Raw genomic sequence first — 18,089 nt, forward strand, 5'->3', positions numbered from 1 at the left:
CCGAGTTCCGACAGCGGTCAAGGCCGTGTGGGAGGCGCTGCGCCCGCTGGAGTTGGGCCTGCGCGAGGCGGACCGTTCCTCCAGCGCCGGATCCGGGCCGGCCTCACCTCGGCGACGCTGAAGCAGCGTTCCGGTGTCAGGGGCCGTCGGCGACCTTCCGCAGCTTGTACACCTTGCCGGAATCCGGGTGACCGACGTGCTGGTGGATCCAGGGCTTCCGGTCGGTGCCGCCGACGCTCCACGCCGGCCAGGAACATCCCGGGACGCGGATGCGGACTTCCTGGGTCCGAACGTCCCGCCCGGGCTCGTACGACCAGGTGCCGGAGCCCGAGCACCGCCGTGACGGGCCGCTGGGGTGGTCGTCGAGGTCGTGCTCGCCGACGCCGGAGGCCGTGACCCGGCCGTCCGGGGTGAAGACCAGCACTCCGCTCGTGTGGTCGGCCCAGGTGCCGGCCATGGTCGCCGGACCGATCGCCGGCGGCTCGTAAGCGGGCAGCAGGCCGGCGGTGAGCCCGAGTGCGCCGAAGAGGCCCGTTCCCGCCACCACCGCCGTGCCCCACAAGGCCACTTGCCGGACCAGTCCCGGGCGCCGGGGCCGGGCAACCAGGCCGCCCACCGTGAGCGCGGCCGTGGCCACCGCCCAGAAGACGAGCATGGGCCGCGCCTCCACGCGGTTGTACGCCGAGAAGGCCACGATCGGCGGTGCCACCAGGGCCGCCACCACCAGCGGCACCCACCACCACGCCTCGCGGCCGCCGATCCGGCGGCCGAGCAGATCGGCCAGCGCCACCGCCGGCAGCACGAAAACCAGGGACAGCAGGAACGCGATCACGCTGACGATCACGCCGAACGAGAGCAAACCCGCCACCAGGGCGGTGTGGTCGACCGGGGTGTCCGGCGGCGGCTGCGTCCGGACGTACAGGAGGGCCACCACGACGGCGAGCGCGACCTCCAGGCAGCCCACCAGCACCGAAACCAGCAGCATCCGGCCGTACGACCGCTTCTGATGCACGGCCAACCCCCCTCGTGGCACGGCGAAATGAACGCGTCCGCCCGGCTGGCGGCATGGATCCATTCTGCCAGCCGGACTGAACACGTTCAATTCATTCTTCGTGTGCGGCGCCATGCGCGGCATCCCCGCCTGCACAACCTCACCCCCGCCGGATGGCGGAGAAACCAGCAGGCCGTCCAGCACACCAAAGATCATTCACGGGGCAGGCCTGAGGGCGACCATGACATCGCTGTTGAAGTGGAGCAGATGCATCCCGGTAGAGCCTCGACCTAGTAATTTCGGCCACATGAGCATCCCAAGCCCCCGAGGGGAGCGAGAGAAGCTAATCACTGCCCTCACTCCCCAGCTGCGTAGGCATCTCAAAATCCGCGCTTTCGAGCATGGAATGGATATTCAAGACGCAGCCGAGCACGCGATCAACGCCTGGTACTCGGCCAAGGACCTCGCCGAGGTCAAGACCGATGGCGCCAAGACATGGGGCACGTTTCTCCCCCTCGGCGAGCCGGACAAGTTCAAGACAACCTGCGCCGAGCGGGGCGTCACATACGTTCAGGGACTGGCTCAGGCGCTCACCCTCTGGCTCGACAACCACCCCTCCCCCACCGCTCCGCTGGTCGCCCAGCCCGTTGTCCGGGTCATGGTGGCCAACCAGAAGGGCGGCGTGGGAAAGACCTTCATCTCCTCGGGAATCGCGCAGGCTCTTGCGGAGGCCGGCCACCGAGTCCTGCTCGTGGACTACGACCCGCAAGGTCACCTGACGGCTGAACTGGGCTTCGAAGACCTCATGTACGAGGACGACGTCGAGACCCTGATGATGTACATGGACGGCACCGCAAGGGGCGACATCCACGACCTGCTGGTGGCTCTCGACGGCGAGCGGTTCGGCGGCCGTCTCCACTTGTTCCCCGCCTCGGACGACGCCTTCCTCCGCGACATCGCCCTCTCCAAGGTCAGCTTCTCCGAGGCCGCGCTCGAGCGCGCGCTGGAACCCCTGGAAGCGGAATACGACGTCATCATCATCGACGGCCCGCCGAGCCTCGGCCTCAACATGGATACCGCGCTGTACTACGTGCGGCGGCGCGATGGGGAACTGGCGGACCGGTCGGGCGTCATCACACCTGTCTGGGCGAACAAGGCGTCGCACCGGGCCTTCCGGCTGCTCAAGTCGCAGAAGGAAGACCTGTGCCGTAAAGGCCGCATCCAGATCGACTACCTCGGGCTGATCGTCAACGCGTACGACAGCCGGCGCGGGAAGCTCGTGCAGGAGAACAAGGACCAGTGGGAGAGAAGCAGTTCCCCTGCGGTCCTGGCCGTCATCGGCGACCTCAAGGAAGGCCGTGAGGCCGCGGACGGTGAGATTCCCCTGCTGGAGTACGCCCCCGACAGTGGGCATGCGCAGGTGATGCGTGATTTGGCGAAGGAGCTTGCCGTATGACCCCGGCGACGCGGCGGGTCACCCGAGGGTTCAGCATGGACGACGAGGGAGCCGACACCAGCCCCGGTCCCCGTCGGATCCGTACGCGCCAGCAGATCATGGCCGGCGAGGGCAGGCGGCCTCCTGCCGCAGTGTCGCTGGCGGAGCTGGCACACAATCCCTTCAACCCCCGCGAGGAACTTACGGACGTCGGGGAGACGGCGTCTTCTCTTCGTGAGCGAGGGCAGCTGCAGCCGGTTGCGGTAGTCCGGCGAGTGGCCTTCCTCACCGTTCACCCGGGCCAGGAGGAAGCCATCGGTTCTGCCGACTACGTCGTGATCGACGGCAACCGTCGCCTGGCCGCCGCGCACGCAGCCGGCCTGCCCGAACTGCGGATCGACGTAAACGATGCGCTTGCGTCGACGGCCGCCGACATGCTCGAGTCTGCGCTCATCGCCAATGTCCACCGGGTGGACGTGCCCCCTGTCGACCAGGCCAGGGCCATCGAGGAGCTGGTCAAGGTCCACGGCACGCAGGGGGCCGTGGCCAAACGGCTGGCCAAGACGGAGGCTTGGGTCTCGCAGCGGCTCGCGCTCCTGAAGCTTCCGGAAGACCTTCAGGAGAAGGTCGAAAGCGGGGAGCTGAAGGTCCGCGAGGGGCGCCGCATCGGTCGGCTTCCGGCGGAGCAGCAGCGGGCTGAAGCAGAGAAGGCTCTTAACCCGGTCAAGACACCGCGGAAGCCCCGCACGGCGCAGGCCGGCGCGGCCCGCGCCGCTGGCGGCTCGCCCGCCACCCCTGGGGAGGAGACGCCACTCTCGTTGCCCGGCCAGGCGGGTGGCCCTGACCAATCCGCAGCACCGGCACTTAACCCGGTTAAGACCGACTCACCGGATCTTGGCGAGCTGATGCTGCCCTGGGACAACCCTGGGTGGTTCGCAGTGAACCTTCGTGCACACATGACCGCTGCACATCGTGAGGAGCTGGTGCTGCTCCTGATGGATGACGCGTAGAGGCCTGATCGGGGTCTTAACCCGGTTAAGTCCGGAACCTGTGTGTGGTGTGGCCTCCTGGTGATCTCCGGGAGGCCACACCACACACAGGTGCGGAGCCACACCTATGTGCCGAAGCGTCACCGCCGCCAACAGCGAGTTCGATCGGCCGCCGGTACGGAGTACTGGTCGCCCGCGGGGCGGCGGCGGTGGATCAAGCAGATCAGGGGCGGCCACTTCGCTGAAGAGAAGAGCTGTGGTGGCCGCCGGTCAAGCGGCCACCACGCAGCACAAACGCTCGCGGTCTGGAGCAGGCGCCGTCCGGCGCCATAGGTCGTGGCGCACGGCTCCGGTAGGGATGACTCCGACGACCGAAGCCGCGCGTCAGTGCGCAACGTACCCGCCCGGGAGTATGGGAGGAGCGCCGGGCGAGCTCTGCGCACCACCATGGCAACGATTGATCGGTCTCGAGGACACGCTGCGGCTGCAGCCGACGCTGAGCGCCGGTTGGCGGCCCCGTCGGCCGTGGGAGCGCCGCAGTCCGGAGGGTCCGTGGTGGTTCAGGACAGCGGCATCGACATCCAGCCGATCAGCGGCCTCCGCCAGATCACCGCCGTGCTCACGGGCGGCGAGGCATACATCGGCATCCGCTGGAACCACAGCCCACTGCGCTGGTCGCGGCGGGCAATGTCCTCGCAGGCTCTGGCGTTGCGGTGCCGGATCGTGCTCGCGTGCGCTGATGGCGGCTCGAAACACCGCGGTGGGGGTGGAGCTTGGGGTCCATCCGGTCACCGTGGCCAAGTGGCGTAAGCGGTTCGCGGCCGACCGGCTCCAGGGGAAGATCCGCGACGTCGTCGGACTGTGCCTGGACTCGCCCGAGCGGGCCATCGTCCTCTGTGTGGACGAGAAGAGAGCCGAATCTCTCACCGAACACGTTCGATTGAAGAGTCAAAGATCAAGCCGAGACTCTCGCGGTTGGTTCCGTCATGGCCTCGAACTCCTTTGTGTCGGCCGCCGGGTGTGGGACAGCGGGCTGACACGCTTCCCTCTCACGCCACCGACGGAACCATCGACCCACCACGCGACAAGCCACCCCCGGCCAGCGAAACAACCGGCACATCCACACCAAGCGGGGGACGGTGCACACCTGCGAATGGCCTACACACGGTAGTCACCGGACAGGCCTTTCATCAGATGTGATGCCTAGCATCTTTAGTAAGCAACCGGTTCAGCAGAGCTCGGGAGACGCCATGTCCAGACCACGTCGCCGACTGGCGATCACCTGCATCGGTACGGTCACGGCCGGACTGCTCGCCGCCGGCGCCACACTGACGGCGCCCGAGAAGGAAGAGCCTGGGGGCTCCGACATCGCCATGGGCGCCTATCTCGACTACGGGCCGGCCGGAGTGGCCCAGATCCCGTACTTCTCGCTCTGGCTGGGCGGCAAGGAGATCCGGGTGGGGCACACCTATCTGCCCGGCGACCAGTGGGCCGGGATCGAGGGGAACGTGGGCTTCCTCGACGACTGGGCACAGTGGCGCCAGGGCAACGCCAACCGGATGTTCGTCCTCAACGTGCCCATGCAGGAGCACAACGAGGACCGGGTGCCCGATGGCCAGGTCGCCCAGCTGATCAAGGCGGGCGCACAGGGCCAGTACGACGGGCACTTCAAGAAGCTCGCCGAACGGCTGGTGGCACTGGGCGTGCCGGACACGGTCATCGTGCTCGGCTGGGAGATGAACGGGATCACCTACACCCACCGCTGCAGTCCCGACCCGGAGAACTGGAAGGTGTACTGGAAGCGCATCGTCAATACCATGCGGTCCGTGCCCGGACAGAAGTTCAAGTTCGACTTCGCCCCGAGCCGGGGTACGGACGCGATCGGCTGGACCCTGTGCTACCCGGGTGACGACGTGGTCGACGTCATCGGCATGGATTCGTACGACCAGGATCCCGGCCTCACCTTCGACGACCACGTCACCCAGCCGTACGGCCTGCAGCAGCAGGTCGACTTCGCGAAAGCGCATGGCAAGCAGATCTCGTACCCGGAGTGGGGACTGTTCCGGCGCGGGGACAATCCCGAGTACGTACGGCGCATGCTCCAGTGGATCGAGCAGCACAAGCCCCTCTACCACACCATCACCGACTACTGCCCGCACGGCGTGTGGCAGTGCAAGCAGAATCCGCAGTCGACGAAGGCCTTCCGCGAAGCCCTGCTGCCCAAGAAGCGCGAGGCCGCGGTGCCGACGCCTGTGGTGCCGACGCCTGTGGCCCCCACACCCGTCGCGCCCACCCCGGCCAGCGCAAAGCCAGAACTCCCGAGCCCGCACGCGCCCACACCCGCGGTCCCCACACCCGTTGCGCCCACGCCGCCCTCGCCGGCGGTTCCGACGCCCGAGGTCCCGGCGCCCTGACTTGGGATCGCTTGCTCCGACCCACCTGACCAGTACGAAGACCGTGGGGCGGCGTTGAAGTCGCCTCCTCCGGGACCGCCCGACCGTTTCTGACACGGTCGCACTCCGACGGCGAGTCGACACGCTTGGGTGACGGTCCGATGTATGTATTCGCCGAGCGCAGAAAGCGGCGCGGTCGTCACGACAGGAACGGTTGCCACCCCCAGCCGGAGCTCCCCGCGTTTTGGCCGGGGCGGAAGCACGAGCAGCACGCTGCCCACGGGCAGCGGCTCCTCGGGCTGGACGAGGTGAACGGCCCGGCGGAGGAACTGGCCTATCGCCTTCCAGGAGGCCGTGCGGCCGCGTCAGGCAGAGCCGGTCGACCGAGTCGGCCTCGACGACACCGGTGACATGGACAGCGTTGCCGGCCTTGCCACCGGGCTGTCACAGGGAGCCGACCAACGGCCGCATACAGCGGGCCCCAGCGGGAACCGTCGGAGCCTGGCGAGGACGCCGGGGGTGAATCCATTGCGAACCGGCAGCCTCTTCACCGCCGCGCTGGTCGCCGTCATCGCCGCCCTGGTGAGCACTTTCAGCGGTCTGGCCGTCTGCGAAGCCCTGTGCCACAGCGCCGGACCGCGCACCGCGCACGGCATGGCCACGGTGATGGATCAAGGGACGCCGTCTCTGCCTGCCCGGCTACGGATTCCGCTACGGATCACGAAGTCGTCCGATCCCGCCCGATTCACAGCCTGTCACCACCGATTTCGGGACAGAGCCGTTCGATTGACAGGCCTTCCCCCGGATGCACTCTTCGGGGTGCGGGACCGTAGCGGTCTGTATTTCCTGAGAAGGAAATTCGGTAGGCGGCCCGCCAGAGGTGTGAGTGTCGGGGACGCCAACACCATCAGCCCACGTTCGATCATTGGAGAACGCATGCAAAACGCAAGGAAGCGGGCTTTGACCGTCGCCGCGAGCGCCGTCGCGGCTTTCGCCGCCTTCACCGCGCCCGCTGTCGCCGACTCTCACGACCGTACTGCGGATCACCCCCAGGTTGCTGTCTACGCCGGAGAGGAGGAAGCGTTCCACACCGCCCTGGAGGAACTCATCAGCAGCGCCTTGAGTGCCGACTCCGCCGACGACGTGGCCGATGAGATTGCCGCCCTTGAGGAGGCCGCGCGTGCCTGGGCTGACACAATGGCAAGCTCCCCGGCAGAGGTACCGCCCTCTGTGTCGGCACCCATCGACTAAGGTGCCGTTCCTGCCTCAGGCGTAGGGCTCAGTCGTTTGGCCGCTGCCACGCCGCGCCGACATCAGGCGACGGCCAGCGAAACTGTACTGAGCCTCACGCAGGTCCGCGCCGTGGATCTGTTGTGCGGCCGGGAGCGAACCGCTCGCCCGAGGGCTACGTCTGCCGGACCTGCATGGCCAGGCCCTTTGAGACCTACGGACATGCATCGGCTGCGGCGTCGAACGGCTCACTCCCGGCCTCGCGCCGGAACGGCGGGAAATTCACGTACTCGCGAATCACGGATCGGGCGTGTGCAAGCCTGGACGCTATCGCCGGTTCGATCTTGATCTGGGTACGTTTCCGCTGTTCAGGATGTTTCTTCCATCGATATGGCGTGGTCAGTAGGGGACGCCGGCCTGGGACTGCGGCGGGGTGCTTCCGCTGCGGCGGGCGAGTTCGCGGCGCAGGTCAAGGTTCTCGCCGTGGGCTTGCTCCAGCGCGTCCCGCAGAGCCTGTACTTCTTCCCGGTGCTGCTTCTTCAGCCGGGTGACCTGACTGGTCAGTGCGAGCACGAGAGTGCTCTGGTCATCGGCCGGAGCGGTCGGTGCGGGGATCGGATGGGCTTGAGCCCGCAGGCGTTCGATGCGCCCGCGCAGTTCGGGGTGGCCGTAGAGGAAGGCGTGGGAGACACCGGCCTCGCGCTGGACGGCTTGGAAGGTGATCGGTTCACCGCGCTTGATGAGAGCGCGGATCGCCTCCTCCGCGGCCTCCATTTTGGCCTGCGACTTTGCTTTGGCAGCGGCGGCGAGGGTCTGTGTGCGCTTGGTGCGGAAGTCGGTCACGGCTGGGTCCTTCGGTGACGGTCGAGGTCGGGAGTGAGGGGATCCGGGCCGGTGGGGGCGGGGCCGCAGCCGGTGCCCTGGACGGCGCGGCCGGCATTTTCGGCGATGGCGGCCAGGAGCCGGGTCAGGGCTGCGAGCTCGGCTTGCCCGAACGGCTCGAACACCTCCGCCGCGAAATCCTCCGGATCGCACCGGACCGCGGCCAACTCCTCAGCCAACACACCTGGTCAACGACACAGCCCATCAGCCAGACACGCCACTGGTGATCGAACCTGACCAAGCCCTGCTTGCAGGCGCAGACGACGGAGATGCTTACTCACTGCCGGCTACTTGCCATTTACTGGTATACGATTCCCAGTTCGCCGCGGCGCGAAGAGCTTTGTCCTCCCGGACCCAGCCGTACAGATCGAGCGTGGTCTGCACGTGTGCGTGTCCGAGGCGGCGGGAGACCACCCACTCCGGGGTGCCGGCCAGCAACAGCGCGGCGGCGTGACCGTGGCGGAACCAGTGCGGTGTCCACGACGCGGGCCCGATCTTCTTCTTGCGCAGGGCAGCGGTCTTGTCCCGCACTGTCCCCTCCCGCAGGGCGGCCAGCAGTGGGGGCCTGTCCAGGTTCACGAGCAGCGGCGAGTCCGTACCGATCTCCATCCCCAAGTCGGTGGCTCGGCAGGCGAGATGGGTGAGGTAGTCGGCGAACAGCTGCTCCAGATCAGTGCCGACGTGGACCCGTCTCTGGCACATCGTCTTCCCCCTCGCCCCGTTCGGGTTGCCGTCGCGTGGCACGATCTCGACATAGGGCGTGCCGCCGGGGCCTATGACGAAGTCGCGGATCCGCAGGCCGAGAGCCTCACCCAGGCGCATACCGGTCTCTGCGAGCAGGGCGAACAGCAGCCGGTCGCGCAGGTTCCCGGCCCACTCTCCGCCGGACGCGTCCGGTCTCGCGCAGCCGTCCAGGATCGCCTGGGTATCCGCCGGCAGCAGCAGCGGCGGTCGCCCGCGTTGGCGTTGCCGTCGGACGTGGACCAGCGGTGACGGGCCTGGTGCGGTGCGGGAGTCCAGGTGTGCGAGCAAGCCACGGGCCGGGGTTCGATGCGGTGTCCCGCCCAGCAGCCGACCGGCGACCGGCACCGCAAATACCGCCTCCTGCCAGCGGTAGAAGGAGATCAGCGCGGCCAGTCTCACCTCCAGTGTCTCCGGCGCGGGGGCTTCCTCGGGCTTGGCCAAGGTGTGCCCGAGGGTGCGGCCGTTGCGCAGCCAGGACAGGAACCCGGTGACCGCCGGGAGTCCGGCATCGCCCCACTTCGCGGTTTCGCCACGCTGTTCCAGGAACGTCCACCACTGGGCCAGCGAGGTGGCGTAGCAGCGGACGGTGTTCGGCGACCACAGCGGGCGATGGGCCTCCAGCCACTCCTCGACGGGGGCGACCGTCCGGTACTTCTGATCGATCACGGTCCACGTCCGCTGTCCGCCGGAGGGCTGGACCGCCAGGCTGTGCGCCACTGATGCTCTTCCGTCTCGTTGAAGAACGCCCGTTGATAGCAACGCATCAACGATGCAGAGTGCTCACGGTCACGCTCGTCGCGGACATGGAAGCGACGTGCTCAGGCCCCGTCGGCAACGGAAGGGGTGCGCACCTTCCGCGGGCCGTCGCGTGACCGTCGTCGTGGCAGTGGATCGGCGGGAGTTGGGCTCCGGCGGAAACCGAATACCCCGGCACGGTGGCGTCTCCACGACCGGCGCTCCCGCACCCTGCCCAGCCAGTTGATCACGCCGCGAGGAAGCCCTCGTTCAACCTGCCGACGCCTCACGCCAGTCCATTGGCGGACACTCGGAAAGCCTACGGGATGGCTAATCCGCAGATGCATTGGGCGATCCCCGGTCACGTAAAGTGGCATTTCTGCTAAAGGTGGGAACATCGCTACTGCGTACCGAAAGCCGGTGCCGTGCTGGTTTGCGTAGTAGTCGCGAAAGGACCCCGCATGCGCACGCCCATTGCCGTATTCGCCTCAGCTGCTGTGGCCGCTGCCGCCCTCGCGCTTTCGGCTCCCGCCGCCAGTGCCCTGGCCCTGGATGGGCGAATGGGCTCGGACATCGGCTCTTCGGACAGCCACGGCGTGTACCCCAAGTCTTCGGAGGAGCAGCCCGGAATGGGCGGGCCCAGCAAGGAGCCGAAGCCCGGGGAGGAGGAGAAGGAGAAGGAGAAGGAGGGGGAGCAGAAGCCGGAGCAGGTTCAGCCGAAGGATGCACAGCGCGAGCTGATGAAGCAGCAGAAGCAGGCGGAGGAGGCGAAGCGTGAGCAGGAAAAGCAGGCGAGGCTCGGGCAGTTGAAGCAGGAGGAGGAGCAGGCCAAGCTGGAGCAGGCCGAGCAGGAGCAGGCCGAGCAGGAGAAGCCGGTTGGCGGTGTCCACGCCGGCGGTGGAGGCCTGGCTGCGGAGGGAGGCGGCTCGGCGGCAGGGTCTGCACTGCTGCTCGGTGGTTTCGCGGCGGGAGTTTACGCGCTGCGGCGGCGCGCAGCGTCTGATGCAGCTGTGAACTGATCCGGTGTAACTGCGGCCGCCGTCTTGTGACGGCGGCCGTGCGTATGCGAGAAGTCCGCTGCCCCTCTTACAGAAGTCTCGGGTTCGATGACTGTCCAGCCCTCGCTGCCGCCGAAACTGTCACGTAGCACGCACTCGGCGGGTCTTCTTTGGCGCACGGTGGTGTGGCCGGCGGTGGCGATGGGGGTGGGTGCACTGCTCATCTTTGAGTCTCCAGGCCTGCCCCCCGTTCCCCCCGTTCCCACCCAGCGGTTCCGGCCCGCAGTGGTTGCACCCACTACGCCGCACAGTAATGCGACTGCACATGTGACGACGTCGTCTCGCCCCCTGCCGAAGCGGATCCTCATTCCACGGATCGGGGTCGACGCGCCATTCACGGAATTGTCGTTGACCTCGTCCAAGCAGCTTGACGCGCCGCCTCCCGACAACGCCAACCTCGTTGGCTGGTACCGGGGCGCTGCATCACCGGGAGAGGTTGGGGCATCGATCGTCGTGGGCCACGTCGACACGAAGACAGGCCCTGCAGTATTTGTGCATCTGAGTGAGCTGAAAACGGGGGACAAGATCGATGTCATTCGCACCGACGGTATTATCGTCACTTTCAGTGTCGACTCCGTGAACACCTTCAGTAAGGCTCACTTTCCCGACCGCCGGGTCTATGCCGATACTCCAAGGCCAGAGCTGCGCCTTATCACCTGTGGTGGCACCTACGATCGAAAGGCCCGTGACTACACGGATAATGTGGTGGTATTCGCCCATCTTGATGCGCGCAGGCACGCGTGATGATCGCAGACGCGACGTTCAACGCGGAATCACCCAGCGCGGAGTCCAGGTTCCGGCGGCGTGGTGGCCGGCCGCTGTGGCGGTGAGGTGGGCGCGGAGGGTGGCCAGCGCCGGGTGGGGGTTGTCGCGGTGCCAGAGGAGCGAGTGCGGGTAGACGGGTGTGGGCTCGGCCACCGGGATGCGACGCAGGCCGTGATCGGCGGGCCAGACGAGGCGTGTGTGCTCGCCCATGAAGGTGGCCAGGCCCGGGGTGTCGGCGACGGTGTCGAGGAGCGCGTCGGAGCCGAAGTTGGGGCCGGTCGCCTCGATGGTGAGGCCGAACTCGGCGACGAGGTCGTCGTAGTAGGCGGCCCACTCGGTACCCGGGACGATGCCGGGCATCCAGATCCGGTGCCCGGCGAGCTGGGCGAGGGCCACCGACCGGGCGCCCGCCAGCGCGTGGGCGGGGCCGGTGAGGAGCTGGAGCGGCTCGTCGAGCACCCGGACGGACTCGATGTCCTCGGGAAGGGGCCGGCCGGGCGCGGCGACGGCGCGGAAGGACGCGTCGATCGCACCGGACCGGATGGCGGCGATGGCCGTCTCGATGTCGGACAGCATCACCACGTCGAGCTCGATGTCGGGGTGCGCGCGGTGGAAGCCGCGCATCAGGCCCGACGGCGCGACGCGCGAAGCGATCACGTCGACGCGCAGCGGACGGCGGCCGGGGCGCACGGACGCGACTGCGCGCTCGGCGACGCGCAGCAGTTCGCGTGCGTGGGGCAGGAACGCCTGCCCGTCGATGGTGAGCTCGGCGCCGCGCGGCGTGCGGGTGAACAGCCGCACGCCGAGGTTGCGCTCCAGCGCGGCGATGCGCTTGGAGACGGCCTGCTGGGTGACTGCCAGCTCGGCGGCGGCCTCCTGGAACTGCCCCGCGTCGGCGGCGGCGGCGAAGGTCCGGACGGTGTCGAGGTCCATGCCGACACCCTATGGGTACAACCGTTGGTTGTGACCGACGGCTCTGCGGTTGTTTGATCGCTGGGTCTGGCGCTCGCTTTGATGCTTCCGATCGCGGATCGGTTGTGCAGGTGAGTGGAGAGGGGCGTCGGGCGTGAGGAGCGGGCACCGGCTGGGACATCTGCTCGGACACCTGCTCGGACACCTGCTCGGACATCGACTTGGGCGGCGGTTCGGGTGGCGGTTCGGGTGGCTCTGGGGAGCGTACGGGACCAGCGCGCTCGGCACGTGGCTCGCCTTCGGCGCGTTCCCGCTGATCGCCATCCAGGTGCTGCACGCCGGACCGGCCGAGGTCGCCGCGCTCTCCGCCGTGGGGGCTGCGGTGGGCGCGGCCGTGGCGGTGCCGCTCGGCCCGTGGGTGGAGTTCCGCCGCAAGCGGCCGGTGCTGATCGCGATGGACCTGGTGCGGTTCGCGGCGCTGCTGACGATCCCCACCGCGTTCGCGCTCGGCGTGCTCACCTTCGTGCAGCTGCTGCTGGTGTCGGTCGTCGTCGCGGCGGCCGACATCACCTTCCGCGCCGCCTCCGGCGCGTACCTGAAGACGCTGCTGCCGGCCGAGGACCTGCTCGTCGCCAACGCCCGGTTCGAGTCCACGGCCTGGACGACCACGATCATCGGACCGCCGCTGGGCGGCGCGGCGATCGGGCTCCTCGGTCCGGTGGCGACGGTGGTGGCCGACGCGGTCAGCTACCTGCTCTCGGCCCTGGGCATCCGCGCGATGGGCGGGCACGAGCCGCGGCCCGAGCGCCGGGAGGCCGCGCGTATGCGGGCCGGGGACCTGCTCGACGGCTGGCGGTACATCCTCGCCGACACGGCGTTGCGTCCGCTGTTCTTCAACACCGTCCTGTTCAACGGCCTGGTCATGGCCGTCTCGCCGCTGCTGGCCGTCCTGATGCTCGGCCGACTCGGGTTCGCGCCGTGGCAGTACGGCCTCGCCTTCGCCGCGCCCTCGATCGGCGGGCTGCTCGGTTCGCGGCTGGCCCGGCCGCTGGTCACCCGGTTCGGGCAGTACCGGGTCCTGGTCGTGGTCGGGGCCCTCCGCGCGATCTGGCCCGTCGGCCTGGCCTTCCCGGGACCAGGCACCGGAGGGCTGCTGCTGGTGATGGGCGTCGAACTCGGGCTCATCTTCTGCTGCGGGGTCTTCAACCCCGTCTACGCCGCCTGCCGCCTCGAGTGCACCGCGACCGACCGGGTCGTCCGCACGTTGTCCGCCTGGGCGGTGACGACCAAGGCGTCGACCGCGTTGCTGACGGCCGTCTGGGGCGTACTGGGCGGCCTGCTCGGCCCGCGTACAGCCATCGGCCTTGCCGGGGTGCTCCTGCTGGCGACCCCGCTGCTGCTCCCCCGCCGCGCGGCAGCGCTTCTCTCCGAGCCGGAGCCGGCACCGAGTCGCTCCTGACGGGCCGTCACGGTCATGCGCCGCGACCGGGCTGCGCCGCCCCGCTACCGTCCGTCTCCGGGGCGGCGTGCCAGCAGGAGTGTGAACACCGTTTCCTCGAGGAGAATGCCGTCGTGCGCGTGCCTGGCAAGCAATATGCGTGCGCATTCCTCGAACCGGGCATGGTCGGCGAACAGGCCGGGCAACTGGGCGTAGCTCGTGCTGCGCAGGTACCTCATGACCGCTTCGGGCGTCCAGGTGCGGATGAGTGGGAAGCGGTGTTTGGTGATGTCGCTGAACGCCGATGCAGCGAGGTCGTCCTCGTAGCGCCTGGCCAGCTCCCGGTAGGCGCTGGAGGGGCCGGAGCCTGCCGGGGCGCGCCGGCGGGGGGCGAGGTGGGACCGGACGAGCTCTTTGAGCGAGGTGGTCCACGCGGTTCCGCGGCGCCACAGGCTGGGGCGGTGTTCGCACGCGAGGTGGGAGCGGATCAGTTCCATGAGCGCGGAGGTCCACTCGGCCTGGTGGCTCCACAGGCTGCCGTCACCCATGACGGCCACGACGGCGCCGGGAGCGGCCACTTTGTCGGCCATGGCCAGGACCGCGGGCCGGTCCATCCCGTGGAAGGCCCTGCAGCAAGTGATCAAGTGCGCCTGGTATTCGGGGTATGGGGCGGTGAACGTCTCCGCCCGTACCGGATGCAGGGCGATGAGAGACCCCCCGAGGCGGTTCCTCATGCTGGCCGTGGCCTGGCGGAGCATGTGCTCGTCCGCGTCGACGAGGTCGGCGTGCGCGATGTACGGCAGGAGAGCCGCGGTGACCTGACCGGTGCCGGCGCCGAGATCCAGCAGAGCCGGCGAGGGTACATCCTCCACTGTGGCTGCGAGGGCGGGGATGGCTTCCGCAGGCGGGCCGGGCTGGTAGTGGGCGTGCGCCGCAGCCGCAGTGTCGAACAAGGTCACCTGGTTTCTCCCGGGAGGCCCCGGTCTTCACGCCGGGGAGGAATGAGTCCTGGGGGCGGAGCCGTGAAACTGCGGAACTCTCTGCGCATCTGGTCTGACCGGTCCTTTCTTCCGTTGCAGTGGCAGCCATGGGTTCCTGGCCGTGACGGCATCAACGATGGCCGACGGGGTGGTCGGGTATGCCCGGTCCATGTATCGGCTGGCTGTGTATGCCGTCCGCCGCGCTCGCGTATCCGGAAGCGGAGTGGGCGCGGTGTCGGTGGTGTGGAACGAGTGTGTGGCAATGCCCTGCGAGGTCCGACGCGGCGAACCAGGCCGCGGGCGAGAAGGTGGCGTGCGGTCCGGCGCAGCTGGGCCAGCTTGTGGCCAAGGCCCGCAGGGCGATGTCCTGGCTGCGGGAAGGGGCGTCGGTTCCGCAGCGGCGGCATGCGCACTGCGGAGCGAGAGCCAAGCACGCGCTCCCCCCTCTCCGAGCGAACGTACACCTCCGCTGCCACCCGCACGCCGTCCAGTCGTTTGCCGTCCAGCCCGGGCCAGGATGGCGAGGGAGCGCAGACGTCCACCAGTGACACACCGCCTGGTGCACGCCGATCACCCGTGCAGCGGGGCGTGGGATCCGCGGTGTATGAGACGAAGCTTTCAGGTATGGGGGTCAGTTCGGGGCCTTCTGGCGCGACGTCCTGAGCGGGCGGGAAGATTCCTCACCGGTCGCAGCGAGGGGAGTCGTAACACAACTCTCCCTAAAGTCCAGCAAGTTGACTGTTTCGTCGAAGCGCAAGGCGGCATTCAGACATGTCGACCGTCATTCCGGTCTGTCCACATTCCCCATGCTGCCCGTCTGGCAGGCTTCCGTGCACCCGATGGACTGGCTGATCTCCGCGCCGGAGTACGACGCGTCGGTGTGATCGGCCCTGTCTCGCGGTGTGGGGTGCGAACGGTGCGGGACACTGCGGCCCAGCATCGTCGTAGACATCGATCACATGTAGAGCGAGGAAGCCGTGGCACCCCGGAAGGAACCCGTTACAGCGGCCGAGGTGAGCAAGATGTCTCCCCTCGAACTGCGCGCGTTCGCCTACCTGACCTGGGCCTGCGCCGCGAACCAGGAGGTGAGCTACCGCGATGTCGGACGGCTCGCGCTCCCCAACGGAGACCTCATCGGCGTGCGCACGGCCGTGAAGGTCGTGCAGGACCTGGCCGACAGCGGCCTGATCACCGTCCACGGAGACGCCGACGTGCTGCACGCGCCGCTGAGCGTGCGCGTCGCCGGACACCAGCCCCGGCCGGCTCGCGTGCCACAGGCGGAGCCGGCCGTCGTCCCCGGCAGCCGGTCCTTCGTGCCTGCGGCACGCGGCAGGTTCGCCGGTGTGCCGGATCCCGGAGCTCCCGCGACGATCCCGGCGAGCGAGGTGCGCGGTCTCGGGTGGGCGACGCTGTCCGACCAGGCGAAGCTGCAACGCCGACTGTGGGGCGTAGTGCACGGCAAGGGCCCGATGATCTGCTCCCGCGCCGCGCAGTACGAGACGTCGAAAGGCATGCCACCCACCCCGCAGGAGCTGGCGGTCATCCTGGGATGGCAGAACGGCACCCCCGTTGTTCAGGCGTTCCGGCGCCTGATCCACACCGGTTGGTTGGTGCAGACCCCGCAGGGGCGCCTGCGGGTGGGGCCTGCATACGAGCAGCACTCCGCCGGGGCGGTGAAGGAGGCGGACGCGGTGCCGTAGGGCTGTGCTGCCAGGTCGGCAGCGTGGACAGCCCGGCGGCCGCGGCCATCACCATCGCCAGGGAGACCGGCTGCTTCTTTCAGCCTGGCCCCTCCCCAGGCGTTGGGCTGGGTGAGATTCGTTTAGTCCGTACACCAAAGAGGCTCCCCGGCGGACGAGTCGAGGGTCAGACCTCTCGCTCGACCGCCGGGGAGCCATATCTGTCCGGCGCTGCCTGCGAACACCTATCCGTCAGTCGACCGGCTTGCTGAAGGACTCAGCCGTTGCCTGCCGGGGGCGGGGTGTGTGGCGGGGTGGCTGGTGGTGGCCGTCCTGCCGACCGTCAGCCGAAGCAGCCGGGTACCGGGTCGCCGCCTTCGCAGTTGGTGGGGTCGTTGTCGACGATGTTGACTTCGCCGTAGACGAAGACGTCCGATCCGTCGTTGTGGTAGCCGCCGGCGGGGTCGTCGGAGGAGTTCGAGGTCACGTCGGTGTCCGTGAGGATGGTCTCGTAACCGGACGCGTTGTAGACTCCGCCGCCTTGCGAGTCGTCTCCGGTGGTGCGGTTGCGGGTGATCTGGCTGCGGCGGATGGAGACGTCGTCGCCGATGTAGATGCCGCCGCCGTCGCCATCGGTGGCGATGTTTTCGCGGATCACGGAATCCTCGACCACTGACGGGTAGTACAGGTACAGGCCGCCGCCGTAGCCGTCGGCGGTGTTGTACTCGACGACGCTCCGCCGCAGGTAGAACGAGCCGCCGCCCTGGTAGACGCCGCCGCCGTCCTCTTCTGCGTGGTTGGACGTGATGAGGGTCTTGTCGATGTCCGTGATGCCGTAGTCGTTGTAGACGCCGCCACCGTAAGCGGTGATGTTGTGGCTGATCTCGCTCTTGCTGATGGTGGTGGTTCCGTAGTAGTTGGTGACGGCGCCATAGCCGTCTTCGGGGTCGCCGGCGTTGTTGGTGATCTTCGACTTGGTGATGGTCACCTTGCCCTCGTCGTTGTAGATGGCGCTGCCGTCCTCGGCGTTGTTGTTGCTGAGGGTGCTGCGACGGATGTCGGTGACGCCCTCGTTGTAGATCGCGCCACCGTCGTAGTCCTCGATGTCTGCGGTGTTGCTGTCGAGGGTGACGCAATCCAGGTCGAGCCGGCCCGCTTCCTGGACAAGGATCGCGCCGCCGTCCTCGTCATCCGCACTGCCGCGGGAGACGGTGAGGTCGCGCAGTCTGAGGTCTCCGCCGTTTTCGACCTCGAAGATACGGAACTCCTCCTCTTCGCTGACGGCGCGAGTGATGGTGGAGCCGTTGCCGTAGATCGTCACGGGCTGGAAGATCTCGGGCAGCCCGTTCCCGTCCTCGTTGGTCGTCAGGATGTAGGTGCAGTTCTCCGCCAGACGCAGGGTCCCCCCGCCCGCGGTGTTGGCATTCGTGATCGCGGCGATCAGCGCGTTGGGGTCGCAGGCGACCGGCGTGCCCTCCTCCTCCTGCTCCTCCTTCTTCTCCTCCTCCTGCTCATCACCATGCCGCCCGTGGTGACCAGCACCCTCCGCCTCCTTACGGGCCTCCTCCTTGCCGGCCTCCCCCTTGGCGTCGTGCCTCTTGCCGTCCGGCCCGCTACTTTCGTGCGGCCCACCTTCGTGCGGCCCACCTTCGTGCCGCTTACCTTCGTGCGGCCCACCTTCGTGGCGCCCACCGTCTCCTTCTTCGCGGGCCTGTGCACCATCAGGCCGCGGGCCGCCCTCTTCACCGCTGCCTTCACCCGGATTGGCGGCCGAAGCGAGATGCGGCGCCTTGGCGGCGTCGATGGCGCCAGCGGCCGTGGCCGATGCCGCGCCGGCGCCACCACCGACCGCGGTGGC

At 68.4% G+C, this 18,089-nt stretch carries 16 protein-coding genes; 9 read left to right on the plus strand and 7 right to left on the minus strand.

Features of this window, described 5'->3' with window-relative positions:
• Window positions 1–136 precede the first annotated feature (136 nt).
• Window positions 137–1,012 carry a hypothetical protein gene (locus AC068A_RS32855; protein ID WP_478589924.1) on the minus strand — a complete coding sequence of 292 codons (876 nt, stop codon included), beginning with the start codon at window positions 1,010–1,012 and terminating at the stop codon, window positions 137–139.
• 385 nt (window positions 1,013–1,397) lie between these two features.
• Here AC068A_RS32855 and AC068A_RS32860 point away from each other — a divergent pair, with 385 nt between their 5' ends.
• The 4 genes from AC068A_RS32860 (at window position 1,398) to AC068A_RS32875 (ending at window position 7,059) form a co-directional block, all read left to right on the plus strand.
• On the plus strand, window positions 1,398–2,447 hold the full coding sequence (locus tag AC068A_RS32860) for a ParA family protein (RefSeq protein WP_478589925.1): 1,050 nt from the start codon (window positions 1,398–1,400) through the stop codon (window positions 2,445–2,447).
• Window positions 2,448–2,482: 35 nt separating this feature from the next.
• A complete protein-coding gene (locus tag AC068A_RS32865; protein WP_478589926.1) occupies window positions 2,483–3,436 on the plus strand; it encodes a ParB/RepB/Spo0J family partition protein in 954 nt (317 codons plus the stop codon).
• A gap of 1,229 nt (window positions 3,437–4,665) precedes the next feature.
• Window positions 4,666–5,829, plus strand: a complete 1,164-nt coding sequence (locus AC068A_RS32870; RefSeq protein ID WP_478589927.1) for a glycoside hydrolase family 26 protein — start codon at window positions 4,666–4,668, stop codon at window positions 5,827–5,829.
• Window positions 5,830–6,768: 939 nt separating this feature from the next.
• Window positions 6,769–7,059: a hypothetical protein gene (locus tag AC068A_RS32875; protein WP_478589928.1), complete on the plus strand. Its 291-nt coding sequence runs from the start codon at window positions 6,769–6,771 to the stop codon at window positions 7,057–7,059.
• A gap of 378 nt (window positions 7,060–7,437) precedes the next feature.
• Here the strand turns inward: AC068A_RS32875 and AC068A_RS32880 are convergent, their stop codons facing one another.
• From AC068A_RS32880 to AC068A_RS32890, 3 genes are all read right to left on the minus strand, one after another.
• Complete coding sequence (locus AC068A_RS32880) at window positions 7,438–7,881, minus strand: DUF6262 family protein (RefSeq protein ID WP_478589929.1); 444 nt, start codon at window positions 7,879–7,881, stop codon at window positions 7,438–7,440.
• The gene (locus AC068A_RS32885) at window positions 7,878–8,099 is read right to left on the minus strand and encodes a hypothetical protein (protein ID WP_478589930.1); all 222 of its coding nucleotides are present in this window, start codon (window positions 8,097–8,099) and stop codon (window positions 7,878–7,880) included. Before AC068A_RS32885 ends, AC068A_RS32880 begins: the two co-directional genes overlap by 4 nt.
• A 94-nt stretch (window positions 8,100–8,193) precedes the next feature.
• Window positions 8,194–9,381, minus strand: a complete 1,188-nt coding sequence (locus AC068A_RS32890) for a tyrosine-type recombinase/integrase (protein WP_478589931.1) — start codon at window positions 9,379–9,381, stop codon at window positions 8,194–8,196.
• Between the two features lie 479 nt (window positions 9,382–9,860).
• Here AC068A_RS32890 and AC068A_RS32895 point away from each other — a divergent pair, with 479 nt between their 5' ends.
• Both AC068A_RS32895 and AC068A_RS32900 read left to right on the plus strand, forming a co-directional pair.
• Window positions 9,861–10,418 carry a hypothetical protein gene (locus AC068A_RS32895; protein ID WP_478589932.1) on the plus strand — a complete coding sequence of 186 codons (558 nt, stop codon included), beginning with the start codon at window positions 9,861–9,863 and terminating at the stop codon, window positions 10,416–10,418.
• An 87-nt stretch (window positions 10,419–10,505) separates the two neighbouring features.
• Window positions 10,506–11,201 carry a class F sortase gene (locus AC068A_RS32900; protein ID WP_478589933.1) on the plus strand — a complete coding sequence of 232 codons (696 nt, stop codon included), beginning with the start codon at window positions 10,506–10,508 and terminating at the stop codon, window positions 11,199–11,201.
• Window positions 11,202–11,219: 18 nt separating this feature from the next.
• Here AC068A_RS32900 and AC068A_RS32905 read toward each other — a convergent pair whose 3' ends face one another.
• Window positions 11,220–12,155: a LysR family transcriptional regulator gene (locus tag AC068A_RS32905; protein WP_478589934.1), complete on the minus strand. Its 936-nt coding sequence runs from the start codon at window positions 12,153–12,155 to the stop codon at window positions 11,220–11,222.
• A 133-nt stretch (window positions 12,156–12,288) separates the two neighbouring features.
• On the opposite strand from AC068A_RS32905, the gene AC068A_RS32910 reads away from it, so the two are divergent.
• The gene (locus AC068A_RS32910) at window positions 12,289–13,593 is read left to right on the plus strand and encodes an MFS transporter (RefSeq protein WP_478589935.1); all 1,305 of its coding nucleotides are present in this window, start codon (window positions 12,289–12,291) and stop codon (window positions 13,591–13,593) included.
• Between the two features lie 44 nt (window positions 13,594–13,637).
• On the opposite strand, the gene AC068A_RS32915 is transcribed toward AC068A_RS32910, so the two are convergent.
• Window positions 13,638–14,531: a class I SAM-dependent methyltransferase gene (locus tag AC068A_RS32915; protein WP_478589936.1), complete on the minus strand. Its 894-nt coding sequence runs from the start codon at window positions 14,529–14,531 to the stop codon at window positions 13,638–13,640.
• Window positions 14,532–15,286: 755 nt separating this feature from the next.
• Here AC068A_RS32915 and AC068A_RS32920 point away from each other — a divergent pair.
• Both AC068A_RS32920 and AC068A_RS32925 read left to right on the plus strand, forming a co-directional pair.
• Window positions 15,287–15,436 (plus strand): hypothetical protein, encoded by a 150-nt coding sequence (locus AC068A_RS32920; protein ID WP_478589937.1) that lies wholly within the window; start codon window positions 15,287–15,289, stop codon window positions 15,434–15,436.
• Between the two features lie 129 nt (window positions 15,437–15,565).
• Window positions 15,566–16,252, plus strand: coding sequence for a hypothetical protein (locus tag AC068A_RS32925; protein WP_478589938.1), 687 nt, complete (start codon window positions 15,566–15,568; stop codon window positions 16,250–16,252).
• Between the two features lie 322 nt (window positions 16,253–16,574).
• On the opposite strand, the gene AC068A_RS32930 is transcribed toward AC068A_RS32925, so the two are convergent.
• On the minus strand, window positions 16,575–18,089 hold a 1,515-nt coding region (locus AC068A_RS32930; protein ID WP_478589939.1), incomplete at its 5' end, for a right-handed parallel beta-helix repeat-containing protein.

The organism is Streptomyces sp. NPDC043854, from assembly GCF_056436005.1.